We start from the raw sequence: 24,669 nt of genomic DNA, 5'->3' as shown, positions 1-24,669 counted from the left end.
CCATAGGTGTCTATGTTCGTTCCAAATTTTGAGTACACAAAATTTATAAAGGCACCTATAATTCCTCCGAAAAATACAAATAAAAACACTATTCGTATTAACTCCAACAGTACCTTCATTAATACCACTCTCCACATTTATCATTCACCATATATTTTACCATACATTTCCAAAGTCTTGTTCAACTATCCTGCCCCGTTAGGACAAAAAGAAAAGCTGTCAAAATGACAGCTCAGATCTTCAACTCTTGCACCCGTTAGTTCAATATCTACCCCAATACTTTTCAATTTCATCTGAAGCCTTCCTTGTTTCGTCACCCATATACTTATATGCAGCTTGTAGCAATTTCTTGGAGTCGCCAAGTCGTGCAAGAATAGCAACACTTAATAATTCTTTAACATCATCATCTCCCTGAGTTGCCATTTGTTCAAAAAAAGCAAACAACTCTTTAATTTTCTGTATTTCCTTCTCTTTACCTATGAGTTCAATAAAATAATCGTTGCATTCACCAAAGAATACGTGATTTAAGATTTCATCGTTGAATTCAATATGTTCCTGTAATATCGTCTTATACTCTTCAAAGTTTTCAGTAAAATGCTTTGCTAAGTCCTTGTATTTCATCTTATTTCTCCCTGTTCTAAAAAGTATTTAACACTTTTCATTCTATAAAGTGGATAGGTTCCCCTTCTTCAACTATCCTGCCACTTTATTTCAATAAAAAAGAAGGCTGCCGCGCAACCCTTTGTTTCACTAAAGAATTACTAACCATTAAAAACCTGTATTGATTTATAAATCGATACAGGTTTTTAATAATGTTTATTGTCAATTTGATTTCCTATTATTTTTTTCTTCCGTTCGAATATATTTTATAAATGGCTTTTTTAAAATATTTCAAAAAATGTAAAAATATTTAACTCGGACGAAAGGTGATGAAATGTTTTCCATTCTTACATTTCCAAACCCAATTTTGTTTCAAAAAGCAATTGATGTTGAACACATTTATAGTGTAACTCCACTTTTGAATGAAATGAAAACGTTCGTGGAAAATTCGCCACATGTATTAGGAATTTCCTTACCGCAAGTCGGCGTATCAAAACGGGCTTTTGTTGCTCGATTTACAACAGGAACAGAAATTTTAATCAATCCAAATTTTTATATACTTGATCCAACACCCAACTCATTACCATCTGGCGAAGGATGTATCTCTCTCCCAGGGATTATAGGGATAGTTCCGCGCTACCTCATAATAAGGATTTCCTATTTATCAATCTTTGGTGAAAGGATATTCCGTGAGATGGGAGGTATGGATTCGATTATATTCCAGCATGAATTTGATCATTTGGAAGGAATTCTTTTTACAAGCAAAACTTTGCAGGCATTTTAAAAAGGCAACGGATTTTGGAGTTGTTGACAAAAATATGGATTTTCTAAAATTCTGGATTTTTCCTCCCAAATTCTTAACACCCTCCATTTTGTTTGGTAAATATTTCTACATTAATGCGTCGATTTCCTTCATCCAATAACCTACCCCGTAGTACAACAAAAAAAGGATCGCCGCAGCAATCCATCCTACTCAAGCACCCGTTAGTTGAAGTGCAACAGTTCACAAGTCTTATTTTTGTTGAAAACACTGTGCAAAATGTTCATAACTAACTAGATTCAAAAAATATTAGACACTTTTTTTTCGCCTGATATTTGGGTCACAGTCTACTTATCAATTTAACTATTTTCTCAAGGTTTTTAAAGCACCACTCCAGGCTAAAACTTGATCAAGCATTAAATTGACATTTTTAAGATGTATTGCGGCTGGTTTAAAGGTCTTAAAGTTTTCAAAATCAGTAAATAAAGATAAAGTTGGGTGAACTTTCACATCCGCTATAAGTAATTCTGCACAGATTCCACGTAAATGTTCAGCTGCACGAGCTCCACCAGTTCCCCCGTAGCTTACGATACCTGCCGCCTTGTTATTCCAAGCTTCACGAGCATAATCAAGTGCATTTTTTAGTGCTCCTGTAATACTGTGATTGTATTCTTGAACAATGAATACGAATCCATCCAAGCTGAAAAGCTTTTTATTCCAAGCAGCAATTCCAGGTTCAGTCCCATCGGTTGTTCCTAAAAACGGTAATTGGAAATCAGAAATATCCACGATTTCATAATTTGCATCTCCACGTTGGTCAGCAATTCCTTTTAGCCATTCTCCTACTTGAGGACTAACTCGACCTTGACGAGTGCTTCCTAAGATAATTCCGATATTTAATTTTTCATTTGTCAATATTTCTTCCTCCTTAATAGATGTCCATTTAATTTGTATGAAAAGGTTTATATACACATTCCACCTAAGGTTAAATATTCAATAACTAAATACGGGAAGGCTTAAGGTCGGTATTTTATTTCCTTCAACTTGTAACGGATTTATTAGTTGTTGAGAAAAACTGTTACAGGTTCAATGTAAGCATTTTAAAAATCAACTGCTTATGAATCTTATTACTAAAGTTTATTGCAATATTTGTTCAGTTTTTATACACCCCCCATATACTAAGGTAACAATATCGAAAGGAAATAAAAGGAAAAATGCTCCTTCAGATTGCACTTCATTGTAATTAATTTACAAAAGAAAGGGGTTTCCAAAATGGACAAAAATTCACCTAAATATGTTGCCTTGACCTTTGATGATGGACCTTCACCTTATACATTTTATATTTTGGATATTCTAAAACGAAATCACATTCTTGCCACATTCTTTGTCGTCGGTTCTGAAGCGAAAAAATTCCCAAACATAATAAACCGCATTCACTCGGAAGGACATGTAATTGGAAATCATACTTGGAGTCATCCTGATATATCGACTCTTTCTGAAAGTCAATTACGGAGTGAAATTCATTCAACAAATGATCAGATAAAAAAGTTAATAGGAATTTCCCCAAATCTGTTTCGTGCTCCCTATGGCGCAATTGATAATGATACCGAGGCTATTATAAAAAAATGGGGAATGACTTCTGTATTATGGAATGTAGATAGTCAGGATTGGTGTGAGGACTCACCTTTTGCCGTACAGTTGCATGTCATTGCTGGATTACAAAAAAATAGTCTTATTGTGATGCATGATGGTGATCTATACGGTTGTGGTCCTCGGGATCATACTGTGGCATCTTTGAATAAACTCATTCAATATCTTCAGAAAAATGATTATCAGTTCATAACAGTTCCTGAGTTTCATAAAATAGCATTTAAAATTTAAAAAAGATTACCACTGGTGTCTTAAGGCGTTTACAAAAACAGGTACGAAAGAACTTCATCGGATATTTCTCTACAAACTAACAGTCTCTTTCCAATATCGGTTTCTTTCGTACTCCCTATCATTAAAAAACAGACCCTAAAAATAGAGCCTGTTAAATGTTTCTAAATTAAGCTTTACGCACGTTAGTTGCTTGTGCTCCACGTTGTCCTTGCTCAACGTCGAAAGTAACTGCTTGACCTGGTATCATTGCTTAAGACTTTTAAAATATCTACGATTGCCGCTGAATTTTCCTTCTGCATTATAAACCCTCCTTATTAAATTATTTGGAATCCCCAAACTAACAAAATGAGTGATTCTATGTGGAATAGTATCATTGAATTAAATAAAACACCGACATCTAAAATTTAGTCGGTGTTTTAAATTAATTATTTGGTTTTTTCCTTTAATTCTTTCAAGGCATCAGTTAATTGATCATTCAAAGTGCCCAACGCCTCTTTATCAAGAGTTTTTGCTTCTGAACCAGCAATCGTCGGATCTAGATATTTTTCTACTTTTGCATAAAGGTCTTTATTATCCTTTTTCACATCGTCTTCAAACGAAGACCACTGATCTTCTAATTTTGGTCCAACTTCTTTTACTTTTGCTTGGTCCCCACTATCGATTGCTTTTGATAACTGTCCTGTTGTATCCAACATTTTATTTACACCATCAGAAACTTTATTATCAGTTGAACTACAACCAGATAATACTAGTGCACTCCCTAGACCAACTGCTAAAACCATTGATGTTAATTTTTTCATGATAGTTTCCTACTTTCATTGTGATTATTGTTCACAGCATTATGTTTTTGATTTTTAAATTTTTTTGATAAAAGTATAATTACTGCACCTAGTACTAGAATTACTTGTGGTATTGTACTTTCCCAAGATGGGTATAGTGCAAAAAAGTCAATACTTGGGATGCTTTGAGAATTCGTTGTTGGGATTAAGCCAGATAATTGTAGGCTGTGAATCCCCATACCTGTAAACTTAATACACAGGTAAAATACAATTAGACTTGATACCATAAAGAATGGACGAAGTGGCAATTTTAATCCGACAAATATCATTAGATAAGCTAAGATTCCCAAAATTGCAGCTCCAATAAGAAAACCCAACAGTAATGCCTGAAGTTTTATCTGGCTCGCCATTCCGATATAAAACAATACTGTTTCTGTTCCTTCTCGGAATACCGCAAGAAAGGCAAGAACCCCTAAAGAAACAAGTTTACCTGTGGTTAATGCTGTTTGGCTTTTTTCACGAATATACCGATTCCAATCAGCGATGTTAGATTGACTATGAAGCCAATAACTCATATACAATAGCATGACTGCTGCAAAAACCCCTGTCCAACCAGCGATTAGAGCATTATTGTTACCAAACGCTCCAGAAGAAATGACGAATTTAACAATGACTGCAAGAATCACACTAACGCCAAGACCCGATAAAACCCCAGTCCAAATCCAGCCTTTTCCCTTTCCCTCACCTGATTTTTTTACAAAAGACATAAGGGCTATAACAACAAGCAATGCTTCTAAACCTTCACGAATTAGAATCATTGATGCATCCCAATAAGTGTACTCTGATTTATCAGCTAAAGGGGTTAAGTATTTTATCATGTTATCGACGGTTTTATTTGCATCTTTAAAATTTGATGGATTTGCAGAAAGCATGGCTTGAATCGTAACCAAATCCCTTTCGGAATCACTATAAACTGAGGCAGATTGTGCAACAACTACTCCTTCTACGCTCAACCAGCTGCTACTTGCCTTTTTTATATCATCTAGTGCTTCAGTTTGATTTTGTTCGTTAATTTCCTTTTTTGTCTCTTGGAGAAGCACGATAAAATCATCTAAAGAAATATCCTCTTTCTTAAAGCCTGCCTCTTTTGGGTAACCCCCACTTGCAAACTTTTCATTTACAGCTTTTAAACCTTTTAAAGCTTGTAAAACTTGATCCTGTTTTTTTAGGGTTAACGCATAAACAACCTGCCCCATATTTGATTCGATGTCTCGGTAGGCAGTCGCGGAATCAGCTTTAATCCCTTCTTCAATTTCTCTCCAGGTTTTATTAAATTGATCATACGCCTTTTGTGCTTCTGAAAGATTCCCTTTAGAAGCATAGTCGATGGCTTTATCAATTGAAACTTCAGCTTTCTTTATATCCTCACTGGAATTTCCAGCCGCTGATACAGAAGTATGTACCCCAAATCCTAATATTAATAGAAGGATAGATAATTTAAGTAATAGATTTTTGCCCATAGAGGATCCCCCTTGTGAAGTCACAATTGATAACGAATTTCAATTTCATCTAAAACTATTGTATTTTCATTGATATTGATTGTCAATTGGAGTTTTATTATTTCCCTCGGGTTTATCAGTCTAAAAAAATAAATAATATGGCTGATAACTAATGCGGTTTCTAACAAGCAGAGAACAATATCCTTAAAAATCATAATCCCCAAAAAATTACGGTTACTTCCTGTTTTAGGCTGCGGAACAACTCCTGCATTTAATTATGTAAATTCAATTTTCACCGCTTGTTAAATCGAAGCTCCCTAGGTATTCGCTAGCACTATTCGTTTCATAATGTGATTCTCCAATCACCAAATTAAGGGAAATCCCACCCAAAAATTGATGGACACAAGGATAAACACACAAAGATGGATATTCTTCATACATATAAAATAAGGCTGAAAATTAGATTTGTGTGGATTATGAGAGGGGAATAATGAAATGTCCGCATGAAATACTTTTGATTATATTGTAATCGGTGCTGGAACAGCGGGAGGTGTGATTGCCAATGAGTTATCAGATGATAAAACCACATCTGTACTTGTTCTTGAACCAGGGACAAATATGACAGAAGAAATGAGCAGTCCTAATGGAGGAACTGCACTTACTTTATCCTCAGATAATAGATTCTCATTTAATATCCTTTCAAAATTAGAACAAACTATCGGTCGTCAACTCCTATTATCAGGTGGAAGACTTATTGGAGGGAGTTCTGAGCACAATGCAATGCTTGCTGTAAGAGGAAGCAGGAACCTTTATGATGAATGGGCTAGCCTAGCAGGAAACCAATGGAGTTACAATAATGTCCGCGAATTATTTATTGAAAATGAAACCTATACGGGTAACACACAAACCCCAGATGAGAGGGGATTCGATGGTCCCATCTTTATAAGACAACAGATCACGCCTAAGGATGGGCTTACTACTATTTTAGCCAAAGCAACATCAGATGTCTTAAAAATTCCGATAGTAGAAGACTATAATACTGGTATAAGAGACTGTACTTTTATTAAATCACAATTTACTCAAGAAGAATTGGAGCCAAGAAAATTTGTACGTTCTTCAACTGCAACTGGATATTTAAACGAATTTATTGTGACACAATGTGACGAATTCGCCCCTGATGAGTTTGGAGTTGGTCAAAGGAAACTTGCAGTAATCGCAAAATCTACCGTAAATAAAATTTTATTTGAACAAGATGGGGAAATACAAAGAGCTGTGGGAGTTGAATTCGTCAGAAACGGCAAATCCCAGAGAGCTTTTGTATCAAAAGGCATTATCGTTTCTGCGGGAAATTTTTCCTCGGTCATTTTGAACCGCTCTGGAATTGGTAAAACGTCCGACTTAGATAGAGCAGGTATAACCACATTAGTTGAAAGTCCCAATGTAGGGTACAATTTTCAAACACATTATGCAGTGGGTATAGGAATAGAAGTGGAAACAACACGCCTTTTAATGGTAATGTCATCTGATCCCGATCAACCAATCCCATTAGGTGCCTTTAAAAGAGATGATAATACAGGACAGAGAGCAGGACGTCGTCTTCAACTATTGGGAAACATATTCCCAAGATTTGTTCCCGTTCAGGATGTCTTGATAAACAACTGGGATTTTAACGAAAATAAACCAAGTAATATCATGAGTATTGGAATTGTAAATCTAAATCCAAGAAGCAAAGGGACCATTTTGGCAGCACATAGCGATCCTGAAGCATATCCATCTGTTGACTTTAATCCATTGGCAAACCAAGAGGATTTAGACTTCATGGTGGACCACTATATTGAAACTTTTAATATCATTAAAAGGGCGCGTAAATTAGACCCAGAAGGGATTTATAAGGTTGTATATCCTTCGGAAGATATTTTCAATTTAAAAGACACAAAAGAAAAGCGAGCTCAACTTGCTAATTTTGCCAAGGCATCCTATAACGTACTCAATCATTACGGTGGACAATGTAGGATGGGAAGAAGCATTGAAGAAGGAGTTGTGGATGGATTTCTGAATGTATTTGGTACTGAAAATCTGAAAGTCGCCGATCTCTCCATTTCGCCAATAATGCCTGATGGAAACACAGCTTTAGCTGCACAGATGATTGGTTTAAATGCTGTTAAATTTATTCGGGACCAAAAATAAGTAAGTGGACTTATCTGTTTTTAAACATCACGTTTCAACCCATTAAAACCTTGATAATAAACCATCAAAAGACCCTTAACGCATTTTTGGTTAAGGGCTTGTTTATTATCTAAAAAAATTATTGTTTCTTTTGAGCTTCTTTATTTACAGTATCTACCAAATCTTGATACAACTACCTTTTAAAAAAGGTAGCAAAAAAGCAGTCAAGGAAGGGATGCATATCTTTATTTTTATATATTCATCTTTTGAATGATAATGATAAATATTTTTTATGTAGGACGTACTTCATTATTAAATACTAAAAGCACCCCTAACAGCAATTCTCCAGGACCATAGTGAAAGGACTTGACAGGATTAGATAAAAGATATGGGATAGTCAATCAACATCATGGAAAGATTTCAATTCAAGTAAAATTCGCAAAGGGACTACCTTTCTTCTCCACCTTCATTGCAAGAAAAGCGCAAAAATCCATAAAATGTATTAGGTAAAGAGACATAACCAAACGACTATTTCGGTTTGTCATAGGCTGGGATAAAAAAATAGCTGCCCATAATAATGTGGCAACTATTTTACTTAATTAATTGAATTTTTGATTAAAAAGTAAACCTACGACCTGTCAATAAACTGAAAAGCGCAACAATTAGAGCGATTCGAATAGCTAATCTTACTCTTCTACCTCTAATTCTAGTTATCAAAATTAAACTGTCGCTGCCAACATATTCAAGTGTTCCTGTATATGTTCCATTGGTAGTGATTACTTCTACCTCTTCACCTACAAGCTCTGAGGCAAAGCGCTTAAATTCCTGGCTACTCATCTTATACTTCATCTCCTTTCCAATTTATTAAATGAATTTTTTAATAATTTGGATTGGATATTTGTAGGACAAGCAACAAATTTTATTTCCTTCTTTCTTTTAAAGTGTTTTTGTTAACTTGGGTTACACATTGGTATTTTTTATTGTTTCGTGGAGATATTTTCTAAACTAATTGCTTTTTTTCTCGCCTTTAAACGCTTATAAAGTGGATAGCCCACCATATAATACCCTGAGAATGAAAGCAGGATTAAGGATAAACCAGTCATTGTTAGGATACTGTATCTATACCAATCACCAAATAAGGTACCATCATGTAAAGTTATAATGAAAGTTGAGTAATCTGGATTTGTAGATAAAACTTTTCCCGTACTTGCATCGATTTGAACATCTTGACTGTTATTGAATCGAACCTGATAAATATTTAAACCAGGTCTATATTCTATTCTAAAGATATCTTCAACCGATTTCACACCTGGGAGCCCTTGAGACGTAGCAATGGAAACAACTTTATCCATAGTTATCGCTTGACTTGGACTAGCCTCCTTTCCCGTTTTTAATTCATCAGCCACTCCTAGTGGGATCATGTAAACCAGCAAGAGTCCTGTGACTGCTATGAACATAAAAAAAATAGATAAAATTAAGCCAGCCCATTTATGTACTTTTCGGCTAAATTGGTACAGTCTTAAAGCTTTTGACACTTATCCACCACACACCTTGTCTTATTTTTAGTAAACATCAAGGATAATGCCCAATCCTTTTTTGATTCTGTAAAAACTCCTTCCATCTAAAAAAATTTCCACGACCACAAACACTTTCTTATAAATCGCTTCTTTTAACATGCTCCCCGTATAAGCTATTAAGTTTTAAAAATATTTTTTGAATATTCTTAACAATATAGCAACTTAATGTGATTTTACGTGGATAAATTAGGTTTGTCAATTGTTTTTTACCAAATTTTACTATATTAGTAAAATAGTATATTAATATGGTAATATGCTAAAATAAGAAAGCGTACCTGATTTTTCAGATACGCACGAGTTATTTTAAGAATAGAATGTTACTTTTTCTATCTTTTTTATAGATTCCACTTAAAATCCATTCCAATCCCCTCTCCTACATCATCAGCGTCATAAACTCGTATACCATTAAGTATTCTCGTCCCTCATTGGTGAAAAGGACATACCTTAGGATCATCTATAATTACAAAACGTTATCCCTTTTACAAATATTCAGAATATGTTGTAAAATTAAAGTAAATAATATTATATAAGAAATATCTAAGTTCTGGGACATACCACTATTTCATAACATGTGACATTAGAATAAAGGAGAGAAGTATTAATTTGTTGCAAAACATCGGACAACGAATTCGAACCATTAGGACACAGAAAGGGATTACATTAAATGAATTTGCAAAACGATTAGATGTTTCTGCGGGTTATCTTAGTAATTTAGAAACGGGCAAAACGGAAACAATTCCCCTATCGTTACTCGAAACATTACAAAAAGAATTAATGCTATTGCCTGTTGAATCAGATGATGAGGTTTTGAGCGAAACCTCACTCCGACTCAACAGAGCAACAAAAGAACTTGCGTTATTAGAAAACCAAAATCCAGAAGCAGCTGAGTATCTGGTTTCTTCCCTTGAGCACGGGATCAATTGGTTTCTAACGAATAAAAATAAGAACTAGTACTAATATGGTATGTCTTAATAAAAATATTATTCACGTAAATGAACAACTATTTATAAAAATGAATAACGAACTGTAATTTGGATAAGATAGGACTACTCCTATCTTATTTTTAATGAAAATTTTCGAAAGGATAATCACATATGAACAATATTACTTTAGCAAATATCATGGATCAAATAGGTGAGACAAACCTCTTAGAATTAAAACGTAAACTTCAATTTTACAAATCTCAAGGTTACTTATTCTATCCTGGAACCATTTTTAACAAAGCTTGGGACGAACCTATTGAACTTTATTATGTTGTAACAAAAGGAACGATTAATGATTGTAAGGCTTTTCCTGTACCAATTAGTTTTTATAATCGAAGAATTAAAAAACGCGAGAAAAAATCTCTACTTCCTTATATTCGTAGCTATTATCAGAGTGACAATGTAGTTGAGGATGTTTTGCCTTTATTAGAGGTCTATTATGGAAAGCATTATATTTGGTTTTACCTTCCATAACGAAAGGTTGCTGTAATCATGCATTGGAAACCAATAGATATCCCTTATGAGAGCCATCCTAAAAGAGGATATTTTTATTACTGTTCACGTATGTTCGATTTAGATCCCCGTCTTATTCATTATCTATGGCTTAATGGATATAAAAAAGAAGAACAAATGATCAACTTCTTGGTACCAAATATAGATAAAATGTACTCCCCCTTTTTGTTAAACGATATGAATTTGGCTGTACAACGGATTATAAAAGCATTGTATCAAAAGGAACATATTTTTATTTTCGGTGACTATGACACTGATGGCATCACAAGCACGACGCTTCTATATAAAATTCTTGTTCATTTAAATGGAAAAGTATCTTTTCGCCTTCCATTAAGGAAAGAAGGATATGGATTAACAGCAAACGCAGTTTTTGAATTACCAACTGATGTAAGTTTACTTATTACTGAGGACAATGGTTCAAGTGCTCATGAAGCAATGAAAGTTGCAAAACAACGGGGAGTTGAAGTAATTGTAACCGATCATCACGAAGTTTTGGGACCACATCCATCCTGTTATGCTTTCATAAACCCAAGACGGGTAGATAATACTTACCCTTTTCCTTCTTTATCAGGAGCAGGTGTAGCTTTAAAGGTTTCACAAGCTTTGTATGAACGAATTGGGCGAAGAACAGATGCAGTTATGAGTGAGGCAATTGAATTAGCTACTCTTGGAACGATTGCGGATTTAATGATGGTGGATGAGAACAGAATTATTTGCTCGCTTGGATTAAGAAAGCTTGAGAATCATCCTATCCCTTTGATTAAGCATCTTAAAGATTTATTGCACATCTCAAAAGTCGATAGTTCAACAGTTGGATTTACATTCGGACCTATTTTTAATGCTTGTGGAAGAATTTCGGATCCAAATATTGCCGTGAAATTGTTGTTAATGAAAAATTTAACAAAGGAAATGGTGAATAAAGTAATTTATCTAAATGAGAAAAGAAAAGAAATGACACAACTTTCCTTTAAAATCGCATTGGATACAATCGAGGAAAACCAATTACATAAGGATCAGGTCATTGTTGTCAATGGTTCATTTCATCATGGAATTATTGGCATATTAGCTGGGAAGATTGTAGAAACATTTCGCAAACCTACCATTGTCATCTCAAAAGATGGAGTGGGCTCTGCAAGAAGTGTGAATGGAACTGATTTTTCCATCGTTTCTGCCATTAAAGAATGTGGTGATCACTTATTAAAATTTGGTGGGCATCAAGCCGCCGCTGGATTTTCCATTACTCCTGATTCAAATAAAATAGGTGAATTTCGGAAAGTTATACAAGAAATCGCGAAGAAACAAGAAATTAGAGATCCACTTATTACCTATTGCTTTGAATTATCTATTAATGACGTAACAGACACCTTCTTAAATGATTTGTATTCATTAGAACCATTTGGAATTAATTTTCCGAAACCAATTTTTTTTACATCCTTAAATGATATTACGCATTATGAAACTTTTGGAAGAAAGCAGAATCACTTAAAACTATTCCATAGTAAAAAAGAAATAATTGGATTCGACATAGCTAATAATTTCGCTCAATGGAAAAAGAGTAGTAAATTGGAAGTTCTATATACTTCCCATTGTATGAAAAGAAAAAATATTTTGCTGAAAAATTTAAGAATTAAAGAATAAATTATTAACAAAGTTATAGTCCTTATAAAAAGGAAATCTTGCAAGTCCACATTTTTGATGAAGCTATTATTATCTTTATTTCGCTAATGGTTTATGTATAGTGGTACTAGCTAAGGAAGGAGAAAGTGTATGAGACTTCCAAGGAAAGTAAACTTCGCAGCCTTGTACCTAAGGAAAAGCCGTCAAGATTTAAAGCTAGAGAAATTAACCAATGAAGATACCCTACAAGCACAACGGATACTCATGCGAAACTTTTTAAAGGATGCTCCCTTTCCATACCATACATTTGAAGAAATTGTTACTGGCTCCAGCCTTGAAAAAAGACATGAAATGAAAAGGATCATAGAGGGGATTAAACAAGAAAAATATGATGCCATTGTGGTAAAAGACATTTCCCGTTTAAGCCGTGGCAGCCAAAAGGATGCTGGTATTTTATATGAACTTTTGACCCAAAATGAGATTCTTATCATTACGCCTGACCGCGTTATCAATTGCACAGATGAAAATGACCTTCGAATGTTACGGATGGAACTCTTTTTATTCCATGAAGAATGGCAAATCATCCGTGGAAGGATGTTATCTGGAAGAAAGGCTGCAGCTGAAAGAGGTTTTTTTATAGGTGGGCCTATTCCCTATGGATTTCAATTGGATGCCAAAACTAAAACACTTATTCCAAAAGAAGGCGAAAAAGAGATCGTTGAACAAATTTTCAAATGGTATACAGAAGATGGTTTTGGTTATCAGCGAATAGCTGATTTGCTAAATCAACAGCAAATTCCTTCTCCTGGAGGAAAACAATGGCTGAAAACAACCGTCAAAAGACTTTTAACTAATGAAAAGTATGCAGGATTTTCGATCTTCGGCAAAACTAAATTAAAGGGAAATAAAGTAAAGCTGCAACCTAAAGAGCAGTGGACGGTTGCTGAAATGGATGACCATTTGATTGATGAGGAACTATTCAAAAGCGCTCAGGAACGGATCCAATCCATTAAAGTAAAACATGACCCCTATCTCTATAAAAGAATTCATCCTTTAAGCAAATTGGTAAAGTGTTCTGTCTGTGGAAAGAATATGACTAAAAAACATACGAAAAGTTATTATACCAATGTCAAGGGTGAAAAAAAATCCTACGCCCTTTATATGCTCTCCTGTTGCCAAGGAAATATTTCTTATGAACGTGTTCTGAAACGAATAATCGATATTTTAGAAAACTTTGAAGAATTAGATGAAAAACTTCTTTTGGAAAAAATCCAGGAAAATGTTTCTGTTCCGAAACAGGAAGATCATTCATTATTAGCAGTTGAAGAACTCCAAAAGCGATTAGAAAAACTAAAAAAACTTCGTCTTCGCCTTTATGATGACTATGCGGAGAGAGGCATTATCGACCAAGATATATACCAGAGCAAAAACAATCAATATGTCCAGCAAATGGAGGATATCCAAGTCAAGATAGTCGGGATACAAAAACAATCTGAGGCAAAAGATATCCCTTTTTCGATTAATGTTGCCGAATTCCAAAGTAAAATCGGAAGTGTGTTGGAAACGCTTGAATCATTAGAACCTCCATTCCAGAATGAACTCTTACATTTTATTTTCGATTGTGTGGAATTAACCATTACCCATAGAACAAAAGGTACAAGGTCGGATTTTGAATTGAACGTTGTATTAAACCTCCCCTTTTTCCAATAAAAATTTCCATAGTTAAAAGTTGCAAAAGCTCATCTGTTTGCAATCGCAATTGGCAAAGGTGCAGCAACGCTTACTGCTCTTGGGCAAATTGCGGCCATTTGGGTAGGGGGCGGAACCCTTGTCCCGTGGGCGCTAATCCCTGCTGCTGCCATTTGTAATGTTGACCCGTTTGAACTGGCAAGACGAAACCTTATCCCTGTGTTAGTAGGTTTAGTTGTCACAACAATAGTAGCAATGTTTTTAATTTAAGAATGAAAGAGGCCCGGCTGAACCGGCCTCTTTTTCAATTATGCTACATTTGTGAATTAATTTCATATTTTCAATCCCTTTTCGCTCAAGCTTTTCAGAGCATAAAAATATTTGATAGATTTATTGCTACAAGTTACAATCGTTTGAGCAAAAAACCTTGCCATTACATGGCAAGGTTAAATTAATTTTATTATTATGGTACAAGAACTACATAGGGTACAACCACCACACGTAAGCCATAACGGATTGACAAACTCCCCCGTTTCTTTTTATCAACTTGTAAATTTAATAAAAGCACGACTGCATATGAAAGCTGAAAGATAGGATGACTTGACTCAAAATAAGGAGTTGACATGTTAGGTATAATAGTCTCTTCTCACCTATAAAAAACAGCAATTCCCTAATAGAATTCGCCTTTTTGTCTAGTAATTAAATCGTTCTTAATGTTGGTGTTCATGTTGATGTCCAGTAGTAGAGCAAACCGCAGATTCATCATGAGGGTGCTCCTCGTTTTCCATTTGGATTGTAGCGTGAGAATGATTAAGGTAAGGAAAAAAGCAAGTTTCATTTTTCCAATCGGTGCATGAGTATAGAATACATCTCCGTGGTCATGATCATGACCGTGATGATGACTATGTGAAATGTAAAACTCTCCTTTTAAAAAAACACTAATCGTGACAAGCATGATCAATCGCTTGTTGTAAGAGGTTAATAATGTGCTGGTCGTCATTTGAATAGAAAACCGTTGTCCCTTCTCTTCTAAACTTTACAAGCCGTAAATTTTTCAAAAAACTCAATTGATGGGAAACAGTAGATTGGTGAAGTTCTAAAACCTCAGCAATTTCATTTACTGAACATTCCTTTTGAGACAGCAAATAAAGAATTTTAATTCTTGTGTTATCCGATAGTGCTTTGAACGTCTGAGAAACAATAAAAAGTGTTTCTTCATTTAAGCAGCTAATCTTCTTTTTCCCCTCTTCTTCCGGATTCATTTACAACCCTTCCTTATTTTTAATGTAATATGCCAACCTCAATATATGTCCATATGTACATATTGTCAAATCCAAAAATGGTTGTAAAACGAAAACAGTCCAACTATATAAAAATTTGGACTGTTTTCGTTTCTATCTATTGTTGTTCATGCGTCCATGTAACTGATTCCCCTGTGGAAGGACAACGTGGAAATTTTTCACCTTGTTTAAGGGCTACATGTTCTCCGTCTGCATCTATATAATGTCCTGATTCCATAACCGTTTCTCCAGTTCTATGAGTATGACTTGCATGAGTCCAGGTTGTAGAGCCTCCCGTGGATGGGCATTCTGGAAATGTATTCCCCTGATGAAGTTCTTTTTTTTCACCAGTAGAACAAATGTAAGTTCCTGTTTCAGATACTGTCTCTCCCGTATGATGATGGTCTGTGAAGTGAGTCAAAAAAATTCCTCCTTGTAATTTTCCTACCCTCCTAGTTTTTCACAGTACCATTCGTTTATTCTAATCACTACTCGCTTCCACTGGTTCAAGTATAATTAGTGGTGAGAAGGAAGAAAACGCAAGAAAAAATGCATACCTACCATTCCTATGACAACAAATAGAACTACTTTCCCTTTGGGGAGATTTTTCGATTTTTTCCAAAGCAATTCATAGAACGCGACATACCCAATTGTTCCGATGGATATCCCCATTATGACTGTATTCCACTTTATTGAATCCATTCTCATATTTAAACCCATAAAAATATTGATTCCGATCATAATGGAAAGAGCGATACAAAAAATGATGAATAATTTATTTTTATCTTTAGTAAAGGGAATTGATGCCATAATTATCATACCTTCTGGGATATTGTGGAGGATAAAAGCAAGCAATAAACCATAATTTATCGCTTGTCCTGCGTGTAAGCTCATGCCAAAAGTCATTCCCGTCGGTATACTATGGATGAGTAAAGCAAGGAATAACAAATACATCGTATCTTCATGGAACTTATGAAGAAATCGATTTTTATGCAAGAGAACTTCCATTAAAATCATAATAAAAATACCTATTGAAATTCCTGTTAAAATACCTATTATATTAAAACGGCTAAATGCCTCTGGAAGTAATTCAAATGTAAATAATCCTAATAAGAATCCTCCACAAAGAATCTGTAAAGACATAGTATTTCTTTTAAAGAAAAGGAACATGAATTGGATTGAACTTCCACCAAGATACAGCGCAGCAAAAATAAGCAATGCTACATATGAACTTACCTTTATTTCTTCAATCATTCAGTTCCCCCTCTTTAAAACCTTTACATTTCAACATATGCTAATAGCTGTATGCTTAGACGAGGGCATTGATTTCAAAGCTTGCTAAAATAAAAAAGATTCGGTGAAAACCGAATCTTTAAAGAAGGGGTTGGTTGAAAAGTTTGCAAATTGTCCTAGTTGCATGATTTATTTTACCCATTAATTATTAATAACCTATGAACAAAGTTTTACAATATAATTAACCTTCCATAAAACTTAGTTTAAAATCAGCCCTTTTCTATGCTTTACTGCTTATTAAAATGGTTCATACTAAGAAATTCTGCCCTTCGTACTTTTTTCATTCCTAACAACCATAAGAAAATCATAAATGGAATCATCGTCATTACCCATGAATCTTCATTTAATAATAAATAATTAAATACTCCATGCAATACGGAAGGAACCATTAACGATATAAAGATCCAGAATAGTTTCTTTCCTTTTGTAAATTTTGCTTTACTCATGTAAAACCCCATCATAACCCCAAATAATGCATGGCTAGGTACAGGTAACAAAGCTCGGTTAAGAGCGATTTCTACCCCATTTGTCATTAAATATACAATATTCTCAGCAGTTGCAAACCCCAAAGCGACGGATGTCCCATAAACAATCCCATCAAAAGGTTCATCAAATTCTGCGTTCCGATAGGCAATAAAATAAAGAACCAACCATTTTAAAACTTCCTCAAGTATTCCAGAAGAAAACAAAACGGTATCAGTTTTGGCTGTGATAAGGTTTTCTGTTTCTATTACATATTCAAAAAATGAAATTGGAAAGATTAGTAAGGCACCGTATAAAAAGGTACGGATTACCAATGACAATGGCTCAGGTTCATACTTGTCCCTTAAATAAAAATAACTTAATAATGCTAAGCCTGGAGCAATCCCAGCTAGTATTATGGCTAACATATCTAACTCCTTCCATTACATATTATCAATATCTCATACTAATTATATATTAGTTTCTTTCTGATTCTAAAACTTACATAATGAACTTTCCTGAAGCGGTATGTTTAATTAGTCCCAATTCACCCCTTAGGACCGCTATAAAAACTCCATTAGCTTGCAAAAAACAGCAATATCCTAATGGAAATCGCTGCTCTGCATAAGAAGTCATATCGTACCCTCAGGTTGTAAGGAACAGTTATAGGTGCCATTTTCAATTTGGATAGTCGCATGTTCAATGCCAAATTGGTCATGCAATTCCTTTGTTAATTTTTGAAGCAGTTCATCGTTATCATCAATTTCAGACCGAATTAAATGAACCGTTAAGGCAGCTTCTGTCGTGCTCATTCCCCAAACATGCAGGTCATGAACTTCTAAAATTGTAGGTAATCCACTTAGATATTCTTTAATCTTATGAATATCTATTCCTTCTGGTACCGCATCCAATGATAAGTTAATAGACTCTTTTAACAAACCCCATGTGCCAAAGAAAATGACGATGGAAATTACAAGGCTTACGAGAGGGTCAATCCATTGCCATCCCTTCCAAAGGATAACAACCCCTGCAACGACTACCCCAAGTGAAACTAAGGCATCAGCAGCCATATGCAAGAAAGCTCCACGGATATTTAGATCGTTTTTTCTTCCAGCCATAAAAAGTAATGCTGTTAAGCCATTAATCACGATTCCTACGATTGCTACGATAATCACTGTTTTTCCTGCAACTGGTGCTGGTGAAGAAAAACGTTGTATGGCTTCCCATGCAATAGCACCGATGGCTACCAGTAAGAAAACTGCATTGAATAAAGCGGCTAGTATGGAACTTCTTTTAAATCCATATGTCCGCTTTTTAGTAGGAGCTTTTTTCCCTAGCCAAACGGCGATCCAGGCAATTATTAACCCCAGGACATCACTTATGTTGTGCCCTGCATCAGCTAGTAATGCTAATGAATCCCCTATGATACCGTAGATAATTTCAACAATAATAAATATCGTGTTCAAGATAATTCCAAAACCAAATGCAAATCCATAATTTGCAGGGGCATGCGAATGCCCGTGACCGTGGTGATGTCCATGATCGTGCCCATGACTGTGATGATGTCCCATCTCTATCTCTCCTCATTTAAATTTATTATGACAAGCATGTTCGTTCTATATTTTAAGTTGCTGTATCATTCAATACCCTTTCTGATTGTTTTATAAATATGATAAATTCAATATATGCACATATGAGCATATTGTCAATAAAGTAACATAAAAAAAGACTGAAAGAATCAGTCTTTACTTCAACTTTGTTTCCACATGTCCAACATCTTTCCTCGACATGAAAATGGTCAGTATGCCTGATAAGAGTACCCCTCCAGCCGTAATCAGCATACGCGTTTGAAATGGAACTTCGGAATGATATTTTCCTAGTACCCATGTCGCCAATACTGATACAATTATCATAGTGATGATCACATAAATAGCTCGTTTCACCTTGCCACATCCTAAATTGTTTATTTCTTTCGTCCATCTAACTTCTAAAATTTAAATGGACAGTGATAGCATCAGGCCCATATAGATAGCAATGATAAAAATCACTCCAAATGTTACTGCTATAATAGGTCTCCTCTGTTTGAAGCTGAACAAAATCAGTAACAAAAATAGTATCGAAAGAACGATTAATAATACCGATTGAAATGATGGTGAAAATTGCATTTGTAAGGTTGAAAGGATATTTTTCCCTAAAAGCCATTCCACCCACTTGGATGCACCTTCCGACTTGACGGTAAATTCATCACAGCAGTAATATAAAAAACAATGAAGATGATCATGCTCTCCCCTCTAATCTAAGGGCGTGGATTAAAGGAAGGTAATTTTATAGATTTTCTTGAAAGAACGCCATTAATAAAGGCAAATATGAGAACAGGAATAATGCTAATGTGCTTTAAAAGGAGCATTTGTCCATACTGATTGCTTTGTTTCAGCCTTTGCTCTGCTTTAACTTCCTTTTGTACTTTAGAGGGAATTTCGCCTTTTATTGGATGACCGTGTGCACCCGCAATACTCCATTGGATCGTATAAGATCCATTTTCAAGTGGTGCTGATAATGTGCCAATCATTTGATTATCTTTTGGCGTGACACTAACGAAAAAAATTTTTTGCCCGTCTTTAATTAAATCCATTGTACTTAAAGATTCTATCTTTCCTTCATATGTAAGGACAATTGTTTTTAGGTCCTCTTTCACCACTTGATTCGCAGCAGGAGTAGGGGAAGTTAACTCAGTATGTGCACTGGCGATGGTAGGAATCATCACCAATAGAGTGATTAATAAGAATAATAATTTTTTCAATTCCCTTTTCCTTTCTTAACCCCAATGATTTTTCTATACATTCCATTCATCATAACATTTTTATCCTGTATTAATTTGTATTGATTTTCAAAAATTTTGTGAACCTCATAGAAGTCTAATCCTATATCCGTCCCAAGTAATTTAACCACTGGACGTAAGAGAATTTGTTTCAGAGTTATTTTTTTGGTCTTAGGGGCAAATTTATCAAATATTAGGAACGTACCGTTCTTCTTTAATACCCTTATAATTTCGTTCAATGATTCTTCTGGATGGGGTACTACACTAAGAATTAAACTGGCGACAACAAAATTGAAGGAGTCATCAGGAAAATCCATCTTCTGTGCGTCCATTTCAAGGAAAGTAACGGAAGAGTCAGGAAACTTTTCTTTTGCCACTTTTAACATATCAGCAGAATAATCAATCGCTGTTATATCGTAACCTTTGCCCCAGAAGAATGGAATATCGGCACCTGTACCGACCCCTACAAAAAGAACTTTACTGCCCTTTTCAAGAGAAATATCTTTAAATATTTCTTTTCTAGCCTTCAGGAACAACCCTGAATTAAAAAAGCGATCATAAATCGGCGACCAACATTTATAAATAAATCGATTCCAACCATTATTCACATTTATCTCCTCCCACAAAAAAATGCTTCCCATTTACATAATGGGAAGCCACTGCTATTTGTCTTTCACTCGGAGAAGTCTTAACCCATTTAACGTGACTATAAGCGTTGCACCCATATCGGCAAAAATCGCGATCCAAAGGGTTAACCAACCAGGAATCACTAACAATAGGGCCAAAATTTTAATCCCTAAAGAGAAAGTAATATTTTGTTTGATAATAAATAAGGCTTTCCTGCTTAGTTTTAACGTAAATGGAAGTTTACTTAAATCATCCGCCATTAAAGCAATATCAGCCGTCTCTAATGCCGTATCCGTTCCAGCTCCACCCATGGCAATACCAACAGTGGATGCAGCCAAAGCGGGTGCATCATTCACACCATCCCCAACCATTGCCACTCGGTCGTATTGATTTCGCAGTTCTTTAATATAGGTTAATTTATCTTGAGGTAACAAATCTGCCTTTATATCAGATACTCCTACTTGTTTCCCAATCGCATCTGCTGTTCCTCTGTTATCACCCGTTAACATAATGGTTTTTTGAATCTCTAATGAGTGAAGTTTCTGAATTACGGTCTTACTATTTCCTCTGACTTCATCAGCCACTGCAAAAAGTCCCAATATTTCATTTGGAGTTCCTGCCACCATGACTGTTTTTCCCTGATTTTGCATCCCAGAAATCATTTCTTTGTGGTGAGATGGAATTCCATTTGTTAAAATTTCCTCGAATAAATTCGGGCTGCCCACATAATACATTTTTTCCTTGATTCTTCCTTTGATCCCTTTGCCTGTAATGGAGGTGAATTCCTCAACAGAAGGATTCTGATAAGGGAGTTTTTCTTCTTCCGCCTTTTTCATGATGGCTGAAGCAAGCGGATGTTGCGAACCATTTTCAAGGGCTGCAATAATGGTAAGCAATTCCTTAGCATCTATATTCGGCAATGAAATGTAGTCCGTTACAACAGGAGTTCCGTATGTTAAGGTTCCAGTCTTATCAAAGGCAATGGCTTTTATTGCACCCATTTCTTCTAAATGAATTCCACCTTTAATAAGGACACCATTTCGAGCAGCATTTCCGATGGCAGTAACAATCGATACTGGAGTAGAAATAACAAGTGCACATGGACATCCAACGACTAGCACTGCCAACCCCTGATAAATCCACTTACTCCAATCTGCATCAAATAACAATGGTGGTAATACAGCAACCAACAATGAAATCAACATGATAACTGGTGTGTAATACTTGGCAAAACGATCTACAAATGCTTGAGATGGAGCCCTTTCTGCTTGTGCTTCCTCAACCAAATGTATGATCTTTGCAATGGTAGTATCGTCCACATGCTTCGTGACCTTGACTTCTAGTAGTCCATCCACATTTAACGTTCCAGCATATATTTCTCCATCGATCTTTTTAGAAACATAGGCGGATTCCCCCGTAATCGCAGCTTGATTTACAGAAGATTCCCCTTTAACTACGATTCCATCCATGGCTATTTTCTGTCCTGGCTTGACGATCATAATATCGCCAATTCGAATATCTTCCACTTCTACGGCAAACTCTTGATTACCTCTTCTGATTAAGGCTTCTTTTGGAGCAATATCCATTAACGAACGAATCGATTCTCTTGCTTTATCCATAGAGTAAGTCTCTAAAACCTCACTGATGGCAAACAAAATGACTACTGTTGCCCCCTCGCCCCATTCACCAATGATTGAAGCACCGATAACAGCGATAGTCATTAGCGTTCTCATATCAAATTCTAAACGGAATAAGTTTTTGAATCCCGTGATAAATAGACGATAACCACCCACTAAAATTGCAGCGGCATACGCTAGTATCGATGAGATGCTCTCTTCACCATTGATTTGCCCTGAAAACCATCCAATGAACAGAAAAACAAATGAAGTAATAACCATTGAATGTCTTTTCAAGAAAGGTTCTTTTTTCTCTTCAAATCTTTGTTTTTCAGGAATGACCTTTATATTCTCAAAAGCCCCTGCTTTTTCTAATTCCTCTATAGTTGTTTCACCATAAACCGTAAGTTTTGATGCTCCAAAATTAACACTCGCATTCACAACACCATCCAGGTGTTGTACGTTCTTTTCGAACTTTGTCGCACAGCCTGCTCAGGTGAATCCCTGCACTCGGTAAACAGCTTTTTCTTGTGTTTTTTCTAAAGCGTCACTCATGTGTTTTTCACCTCCTTTTGATGCTCAAAAGCGATTTGAATCAATTGTTTGACATGATCATCATCTAAGGAATAAAAAACTAATTTTCCCTCTTTACGATATTTCGCTAACCCTAAATTACGAAGCAGTCGTAAATGGTGAGATGCAGTAGCCGTCGTGCTGCCAACGATGTTGGCAACATCGCATACACATAATTCGTCTTCTACACTTAAGGCATAGGCGATTTTAATCCTGGTGTCATCGGATAATGCTTTAAATATTTGTGATACTGCCGATGTATTTTGGTTGGAAACTGATTCCTTAACTCGTTTCACCTTATCTTCATCGACACAGGTTACCTCACATATATCTTCGTGTTTCATCATTTCACCACCTATATTCAAATATCTGTTTGATTATTAGTATATGCAATTAATTCCAGTTGGTCAAACGATTATTTGAATGTTATTTGAAAATATGGAAAATTTTCACACGTAGCCCGTGCTCCCTTTCCCCACCATACATTTGAAAAAATTGTAACAGGGTAGAGCCTTGAGAAAAGACATGAAATGAAAAGGATCATAGAAGGGATTAAACATGAAAAATATGATGCCATTGTCGTAATGGCAAATCACCCGTGGAAGGATGGTATCTGGAAGAAAATCGGCTACTTAAAAAGGCCGGCTGAACCGGCCTCTTTTTCAATTATTCTACATATTTATGAAAGAGTGGTAAAATAGTATAAAAATAGTTACTATTTTAAAAATTAAAAATCTTGGAGGGGTTTCATGCTTAATAAGCTTTTTGCTAAATTGGAAGGTTACTATGATGATATGGTTACAGTTCGCCGTTATTTGCATCAGCATCCAGAATTATCTTTTAAAGAGTATCAAACAGCAAAATTCATTCAAGATTTTTATGAAAAACTGGGAATTGAGGTAAAAGGAAAGATCGGCAGCAATGGAGTGGTCGCCAAGGTTTATGGAAAAAATCCAGGAAAGACCGTTGCATTAAGGGCAGATTTTGATGCCTTGCCAATCCAGGATGAAAAGGATGTTCCATATAAATCAACCGTTCCCGGAGTTATGCATGCATGCGGACATGATGGTCATACAGCAACACTGTTATTTCTCGCAAAAGCTTTAAATGAACTTCGGGATGAATTAGCCGGTAATTATGTATTCATTCATCAGTATGCAGAAGAATACGCACCGGGCGGGGCTATTTCGATGATTGAAGATGGCTGCTTAGAGGGTGTAGATGTTATTTTTGGCACACATTTATGGGCTAGTGAGCCTACTGGTAAAATTCAATATCGAACAGGCCCAATCATGGCTGCAGCCGATCGGTTTGAAATTGATATCCAAGGTCAGGGCGGGCATGGTGCCCAGCCGCACAAAACAAAAGATGCAATTGTTACCGCATCCCAGCTCGTCATAAATCTCCAGCAAATTGTCAGCAGAAAAGTAAATCCGGTAGATTCTGCTGTTGTGACGGTTGGTTCTTTTACTGCCCAAAACGCCTTTAATGTCATAGCGGATAAAGTAAAGCTTGTCGGTACGGTGAGGACATTTAACGAAGATGTTCGATCGTTTATTGAAAAAGAAATGGATCGAATCATTCATGGAACGTGTTACCTGGCTGATAGCAGTTACGAATTCTTATACGAAAGAGGCTATCCGGCTGTTGTGAATCATGCAAAGGAAACAGATTTTCTTATTACCTGTGCTGAAGAGGTTCCGGAGGTCCAAATGATTGAGGAAACGGAACCGCAAATGGGTGGTGAAGATTTTGCCTATTATTTGGAAAGGGTACCGGGTACGTTCTTTTTCACCGGGGCAAAACCGGAAGGAGTCGAAAAACCGGCTCCGCACCATCATCCTAAATTTGATATTGATGAAAAAGCAATGCTCATTGCTGCTAAAACACTAGGTACAGCGGCTATTCGAATTCATAACCAAGAGTAATAGTTAAC

At 35.7% G+C, this 24,669-nt stretch carries 26 protein-coding genes and 1 pseudogene; 10 read left to right on the top strand and 17 right to left on the bottom strand.

The features are described from left to right. Positions 1-261 precede the first annotated feature (261 nt). Positions 262-621 (bottom strand): DUF7674 family protein, encoded by a 360-nt coding sequence (locus RCG21_RS08390; protein ID WP_133340569.1) that lies wholly within the window; start codon positions 619-621, stop codon positions 262-264. A 313-nt stretch (positions 622-934) separates the two neighbouring features. On the opposite strand from RCG21_RS08390, the gene RCG21_RS08385 reads away from it, so the two are divergent. After that, the gene (locus RCG21_RS08385) at positions 935-1,384 is read left to right on the top strand and encodes a peptide deformylase (protein ID WP_133340571.1); all 450 of its coding nucleotides are present in this window, start codon (positions 935-937) and stop codon (positions 1,382-1,384) included. 339 nt (positions 1,385-1,723) lie between these two features. Here the strand turns inward: RCG21_RS08385 and RCG21_RS08380 are convergent, their stop codons facing one another. Continuing rightward, positions 1,724-2,275, bottom strand: a complete 552-nt coding sequence (locus RCG21_RS08380; RefSeq protein WP_133332703.1) for an NADPH-dependent FMN reductase — start codon at positions 2,273-2,275, stop codon at positions 1,724-1,726. Between the two features lie 357 nt (positions 2,276-2,632). Between RCG21_RS08380 and RCG21_RS08375 the strand changes: the two genes are divergently transcribed. After that, positions 2,633-3,241 (top strand): polysaccharide deacetylase family protein, encoded by a 609-nt coding sequence (locus tag RCG21_RS08375; protein ID WP_133332704.1) that lies wholly within the window; start codon positions 2,633-2,635, stop codon positions 3,239-3,241. 166 nt (positions 3,242-3,407) lie between these two features. Here RCG21_RS08375 and RCG21_RS33495 read toward each other — a convergent pair whose 3' ends face one another. The 3 genes from RCG21_RS33495 to RCG21_RS08365 all read right to left on the bottom strand — a co-directional run bounded on the left by RCG21_RS33495 (position 3,408) and on the right by RCG21_RS08365 (position 5,540). Next, positions 3,408-3,488 carry a cold-shock protein gene (locus RCG21_RS33495; RefSeq protein WP_133332781.1) on the bottom strand — a complete coding sequence of 27 codons (81 nt, stop codon included), beginning with the start codon at positions 3,486-3,488 and terminating at the stop codon, positions 3,408-3,410. A gap of 178 nt (positions 3,489-3,666) precedes the next feature. Further along, positions 3,667-4,041 (bottom strand): hypothetical protein, encoded by a 375-nt coding sequence (locus RCG21_RS08370; RefSeq protein WP_308913066.1) that lies wholly within the window; start codon positions 4,039-4,041, stop codon positions 3,667-3,669. Further along, entirely contained in the window at positions 4,038-5,540 is a 1,503-nt protein-coding gene (locus RCG21_RS08365) for an FTR1 family iron permease (RefSeq protein ID WP_308913065.1), read from the bottom strand. The genes RCG21_RS08370 and RCG21_RS08365 overlap by 4 nt, the downstream gene beginning before the upstream one ends. 501 nt (positions 5,541-6,041) lie before the next feature. Between RCG21_RS08365 and RCG21_RS08360 the strand changes: the two genes are divergently transcribed. Continuing rightward, the gene (locus RCG21_RS08360) at positions 6,042-7,706 is read left to right on the top strand and encodes a GMC family oxidoreductase (RefSeq protein WP_308914254.1); all 1,665 of its coding nucleotides are present in this window, start codon (positions 6,042-6,044) and stop codon (positions 7,704-7,706) included. 594 nt (positions 7,707-8,300) lie between these two features. Here the strand turns inward: RCG21_RS08360 and RCG21_RS08355 are convergent. Together RCG21_RS08355 and RCG21_RS08350 are read right to left on the bottom strand one after the other, a co-directional pair. Continuing rightward, entirely contained in the window at positions 8,301-8,522 is a 222-nt protein-coding gene (locus RCG21_RS08355) for a hypothetical protein (protein ID WP_133332708.1), read from the bottom strand. A gap of 140 nt (positions 8,523-8,662) precedes the next feature. Continuing rightward, positions 8,663-9,220, bottom strand: a complete 558-nt coding sequence (locus RCG21_RS08350; protein ID WP_133332709.1) for a PepSY domain-containing protein — start codon at positions 9,218-9,220, stop codon at positions 8,663-8,665. A 645-nt stretch (positions 9,221-9,865) separates the two neighbouring features. On the opposite strand from RCG21_RS08350, the gene RCG21_RS08345 reads away from it, so the two are divergent. The 5 genes and pseudogenes from RCG21_RS08345 to RCG21_RS08325 all read left to right on the top strand — a co-directional run. Next, positions 9,866-10,213 carry a helix-turn-helix domain-containing protein gene (locus RCG21_RS08345; RefSeq protein ID WP_133332710.1) on the top strand — a complete coding sequence of 116 codons (348 nt, stop codon included), beginning with the start codon at positions 9,866-9,868 and terminating at the stop codon, positions 10,211-10,213. 143 nt (positions 10,214-10,356) lie between these two features. After that, positions 10,357-10,719: a hypothetical protein gene (locus RCG21_RS08340; protein WP_133332711.1), complete on the top strand. Its 363-nt coding sequence runs from the start codon at positions 10,357-10,359 to the stop codon at positions 10,717-10,719. An 18-nt stretch (positions 10,720-10,737) separates the two neighbouring features. Continuing rightward, positions 10,738-12,396 carry a single-stranded-DNA-specific exonuclease RecJ gene (gene recJ, locus RCG21_RS08335; RefSeq protein WP_308913064.1) on the top strand — a complete coding sequence of 553 codons (1,659 nt, stop codon included), beginning with the start codon at positions 10,738-10,740 and terminating at the stop codon, positions 12,394-12,396. 129 nt (positions 12,397-12,525) lie between these two features. Further along, positions 12,526-14,085, top strand: a complete 1,560-nt coding sequence (locus RCG21_RS08330) for a recombinase family protein (protein WP_133332713.1) — start codon at positions 12,526-12,528, stop codon at positions 14,083-14,085. Positions 14,086-14,112: 27 nt separating this feature from the next. Beyond that, positions 14,113-14,334 (top strand): annotated as a pseudogene (locus tag RCG21_RS08325) (hypothetical protein); the annotation flags it as partial. Between the two features lie 668 nt (positions 14,335-15,002). Here the strand turns inward: RCG21_RS08325 and RCG21_RS08320 are convergent. The 10 genes from RCG21_RS08320 to RCG21_RS08275 form a co-directional block, all read right to left on the bottom strand. After that, positions 15,003-15,326, bottom strand: a complete 324-nt coding sequence (locus RCG21_RS08320; protein WP_133332714.1) for an ArsR/SmtB family transcription factor — start codon at positions 15,324-15,326, stop codon at positions 15,003-15,005. Positions 15,327-15,462: 136 nt separating this feature from the next. Further along, the gene (locus tag RCG21_RS08315; RefSeq protein WP_133332715.1) at positions 15,463-15,765 is read right to left on the bottom strand and encodes a hypothetical protein; all 303 of its coding nucleotides are present in this window, start codon (positions 15,763-15,765) and stop codon (positions 15,463-15,465) included. A gap of 95 nt (positions 15,766-15,860) precedes the next feature. After that, a complete protein-coding gene (locus RCG21_RS08310; protein ID WP_133332716.1) occupies positions 15,861-16,598 on the bottom strand; it encodes a ZIP family metal transporter in 738 nt (245 codons plus the stop codon). Between the two features lie 266 nt (positions 16,599-16,864). Further along, positions 16,865-17,527 (bottom strand): glutamic-type intramembrane protease PrsW, encoded by a 663-nt coding sequence (prsW, locus tag RCG21_RS08305; protein ID WP_133332717.1) that lies wholly within the window; start codon positions 17,525-17,527, stop codon positions 16,865-16,867. Positions 17,528-17,731: 204 nt separating this feature from the next. Continuing rightward, positions 17,732-18,670 (bottom strand): cation diffusion facilitator family transporter, encoded by a 939-nt coding sequence (locus RCG21_RS08300; RefSeq protein WP_133332718.1) that lies wholly within the window; start codon positions 18,668-18,670, stop codon positions 17,732-17,734. A gap of 174 nt (positions 18,671-18,844) precedes the next feature. Continuing rightward, the gene (locus tag RCG21_RS08295) at positions 18,845-19,042 is read right to left on the bottom strand and encodes a hypothetical protein (RefSeq protein ID WP_133332719.1); all 198 of its coding nucleotides are present in this window, start codon (positions 19,040-19,042) and stop codon (positions 18,845-18,847) included. A 353-nt stretch (positions 19,043-19,395) separates the two neighbouring features. After that, complete coding sequence (locus RCG21_RS08290) at positions 19,396-19,899, bottom strand: copper resistance CopC family protein (protein ID WP_133332720.1); 504 nt, start codon at positions 19,897-19,899, stop codon at positions 19,396-19,398. Further along, on the bottom strand, positions 19,896-20,525 hold the full coding sequence (locus RCG21_RS08285) for a class I SAM-dependent methyltransferase (protein WP_133332721.1): 630 nt from the start codon (positions 20,523-20,525) through the stop codon (positions 19,896-19,898). Before RCG21_RS08285 ends, RCG21_RS08290 begins: the two co-directional genes overlap by 4 nt. 54 nt (positions 20,526-20,579) lie before the next feature. After that, a complete protein-coding gene (locus RCG21_RS08280) occupies positions 20,580-22,715 on the bottom strand; it encodes a heavy metal translocating P-type ATPase (RefSeq protein WP_133332722.1) in 2,136 nt (711 codons plus the stop codon). Beyond that, a complete protein-coding gene (locus RCG21_RS08275; RefSeq protein ID WP_133332723.1) occupies positions 22,712-23,077 on the bottom strand; it encodes an ArsR/SmtB family transcription factor in 366 nt (121 codons plus the stop codon). Before RCG21_RS08275 ends, RCG21_RS08280 begins: the two co-directional genes overlap by 4 nt. A gap of 186 nt (positions 23,078-23,263) precedes the next feature. On the opposite strand from RCG21_RS08275, the gene RCG21_RS08270 reads away from it, so the two are divergent. Then, positions 23,264-23,434 (top strand): hypothetical protein, encoded by a 171-nt coding sequence (locus tag RCG21_RS08270; RefSeq protein WP_165976149.1) that lies wholly within the window; start codon positions 23,264-23,266, stop codon positions 23,432-23,434. Positions 23,435-23,482: 48 nt separating this feature from the next. Further along, positions 23,483-24,661, top strand: coding sequence for a M20 family metallopeptidase (locus tag RCG21_RS08265; protein WP_308913063.1), 1,179 nt, complete (start codon positions 23,483-23,485; stop codon positions 24,659-24,661). Positions 24,662-24,669: the final 8 nt, after the last annotated feature.

The organism is Bacillus salipaludis (assembly GCF_030938565.1).
GTDB lineage: Bacteria > Bacillota > Bacilli > Bacillales > Cytobacillaceae > Neobacillus > Neobacillus salipaludis_A.
Note: the sequence above shows the minus strand (reverse complement) of the source record. Positions and strands in the feature narration are given on the sequence as shown.

Coding starts and splice junctions, on each gene's coding strand:
- RCG21_RS08390 (WP_133340569.1), bottom strand. CDS start 621: ATGAAATACAAGGACTTAGCAAAGCATTTTACTGAAAACTTTGAAGAG.
- RCG21_RS08385 (WP_133340571.1), top strand. CDS start 935: ATGTTTTCCATTCTTACATTTCCAAACCCAATTTTGTTTCAAAAAGCA.
- RCG21_RS08375 (WP_133332704.1), top strand. CDS start 2,633: ATGGACAAAAATTCACCTAAATATGTTGCCTTGACCTTTGATGATGGA.
- RCG21_RS33495 (WP_133332781.1), bottom strand. CDS start 3,488: ATGATACCAGGTCAAGCAGTTACTTTCGACGTTGAGCAAGGACAACGT.
- RCG21_RS08370 (WP_308913066.1), bottom strand. CDS start 4,041: ATGAAAAAATTAACATCAATGGTTTTAGCAGTTGGTCTAGGGAGTGCA.
- RCG21_RS08365 (WP_308913065.1), bottom strand. CDS start 5,540: ATGGGCAAAAATCTATTACTTAAATTATCTATCCTTCTATTAATATTA.
- RCG21_RS08355 (WP_133332708.1), bottom strand. CDS start 8,522: ATGAGTAGCCAGGAATTTAAGCGCTTTGCCTCAGAGCTTGTAGGTGAA.
- RCG21_RS08340 (WP_133332711.1), top strand. CDS start 10,357: ATGAACAATATTACTTTAGCAAATATCATGGATCAAATAGGTGAGACA.
- recJ (WP_308913064.1), top strand. CDS start 10,738: ATGCATTGGAAACCAATAGATATCCCTTATGAGAGCCATCCTAAAAGA.
- RCG21_RS08330 (WP_133332713.1), top strand. CDS start 12,526: ATGAGACTTCCAAGGAAAGTAAACTTCGCAGCCTTGTACCTAAGGAAA.
- RCG21_RS08320 (WP_133332714.1), bottom strand. CDS start 15,326: ATGAATCCGGAAGAAGAGGGGAAAAAGAAGATTAGCTGCTTAAATGAA.
- RCG21_RS08310 (WP_133332716.1), bottom strand. CDS start 16,598: ATGATTGAAGAAATAAAGGTAAGTTCATATGTAGCATTGCTTATTTTT.
- prsW (WP_133332717.1), bottom strand. CDS start 17,527: ATGTTAGCCATAATACTAGCTGGGATTGCTCCAGGCTTAGCATTATTA.
- RCG21_RS08300 (WP_133332718.1), bottom strand. CDS start 18,670: ATGGGACATCATCACAGTCATGGGCACGATCATGGACATCACCACGGT.
- RCG21_RS08275 (WP_133332723.1), bottom strand. CDS start 23,077: ATGAAACACGAAGATATATGTGAGGTAACCTGTGTCGATGAAGATAAG.
- RCG21_RS08270 (WP_165976149.1), top strand. CDS start 23,264: ATGAAAAGGATCATAGAAGGGATTAAACATGAAAAATATGATGCCATT.
- RCG21_RS08265 (WP_308913063.1), top strand. CDS start 23,483: ATGCTTAATAAGCTTTTTGCTAAATTGGAAGGTTACTATGATGATATG.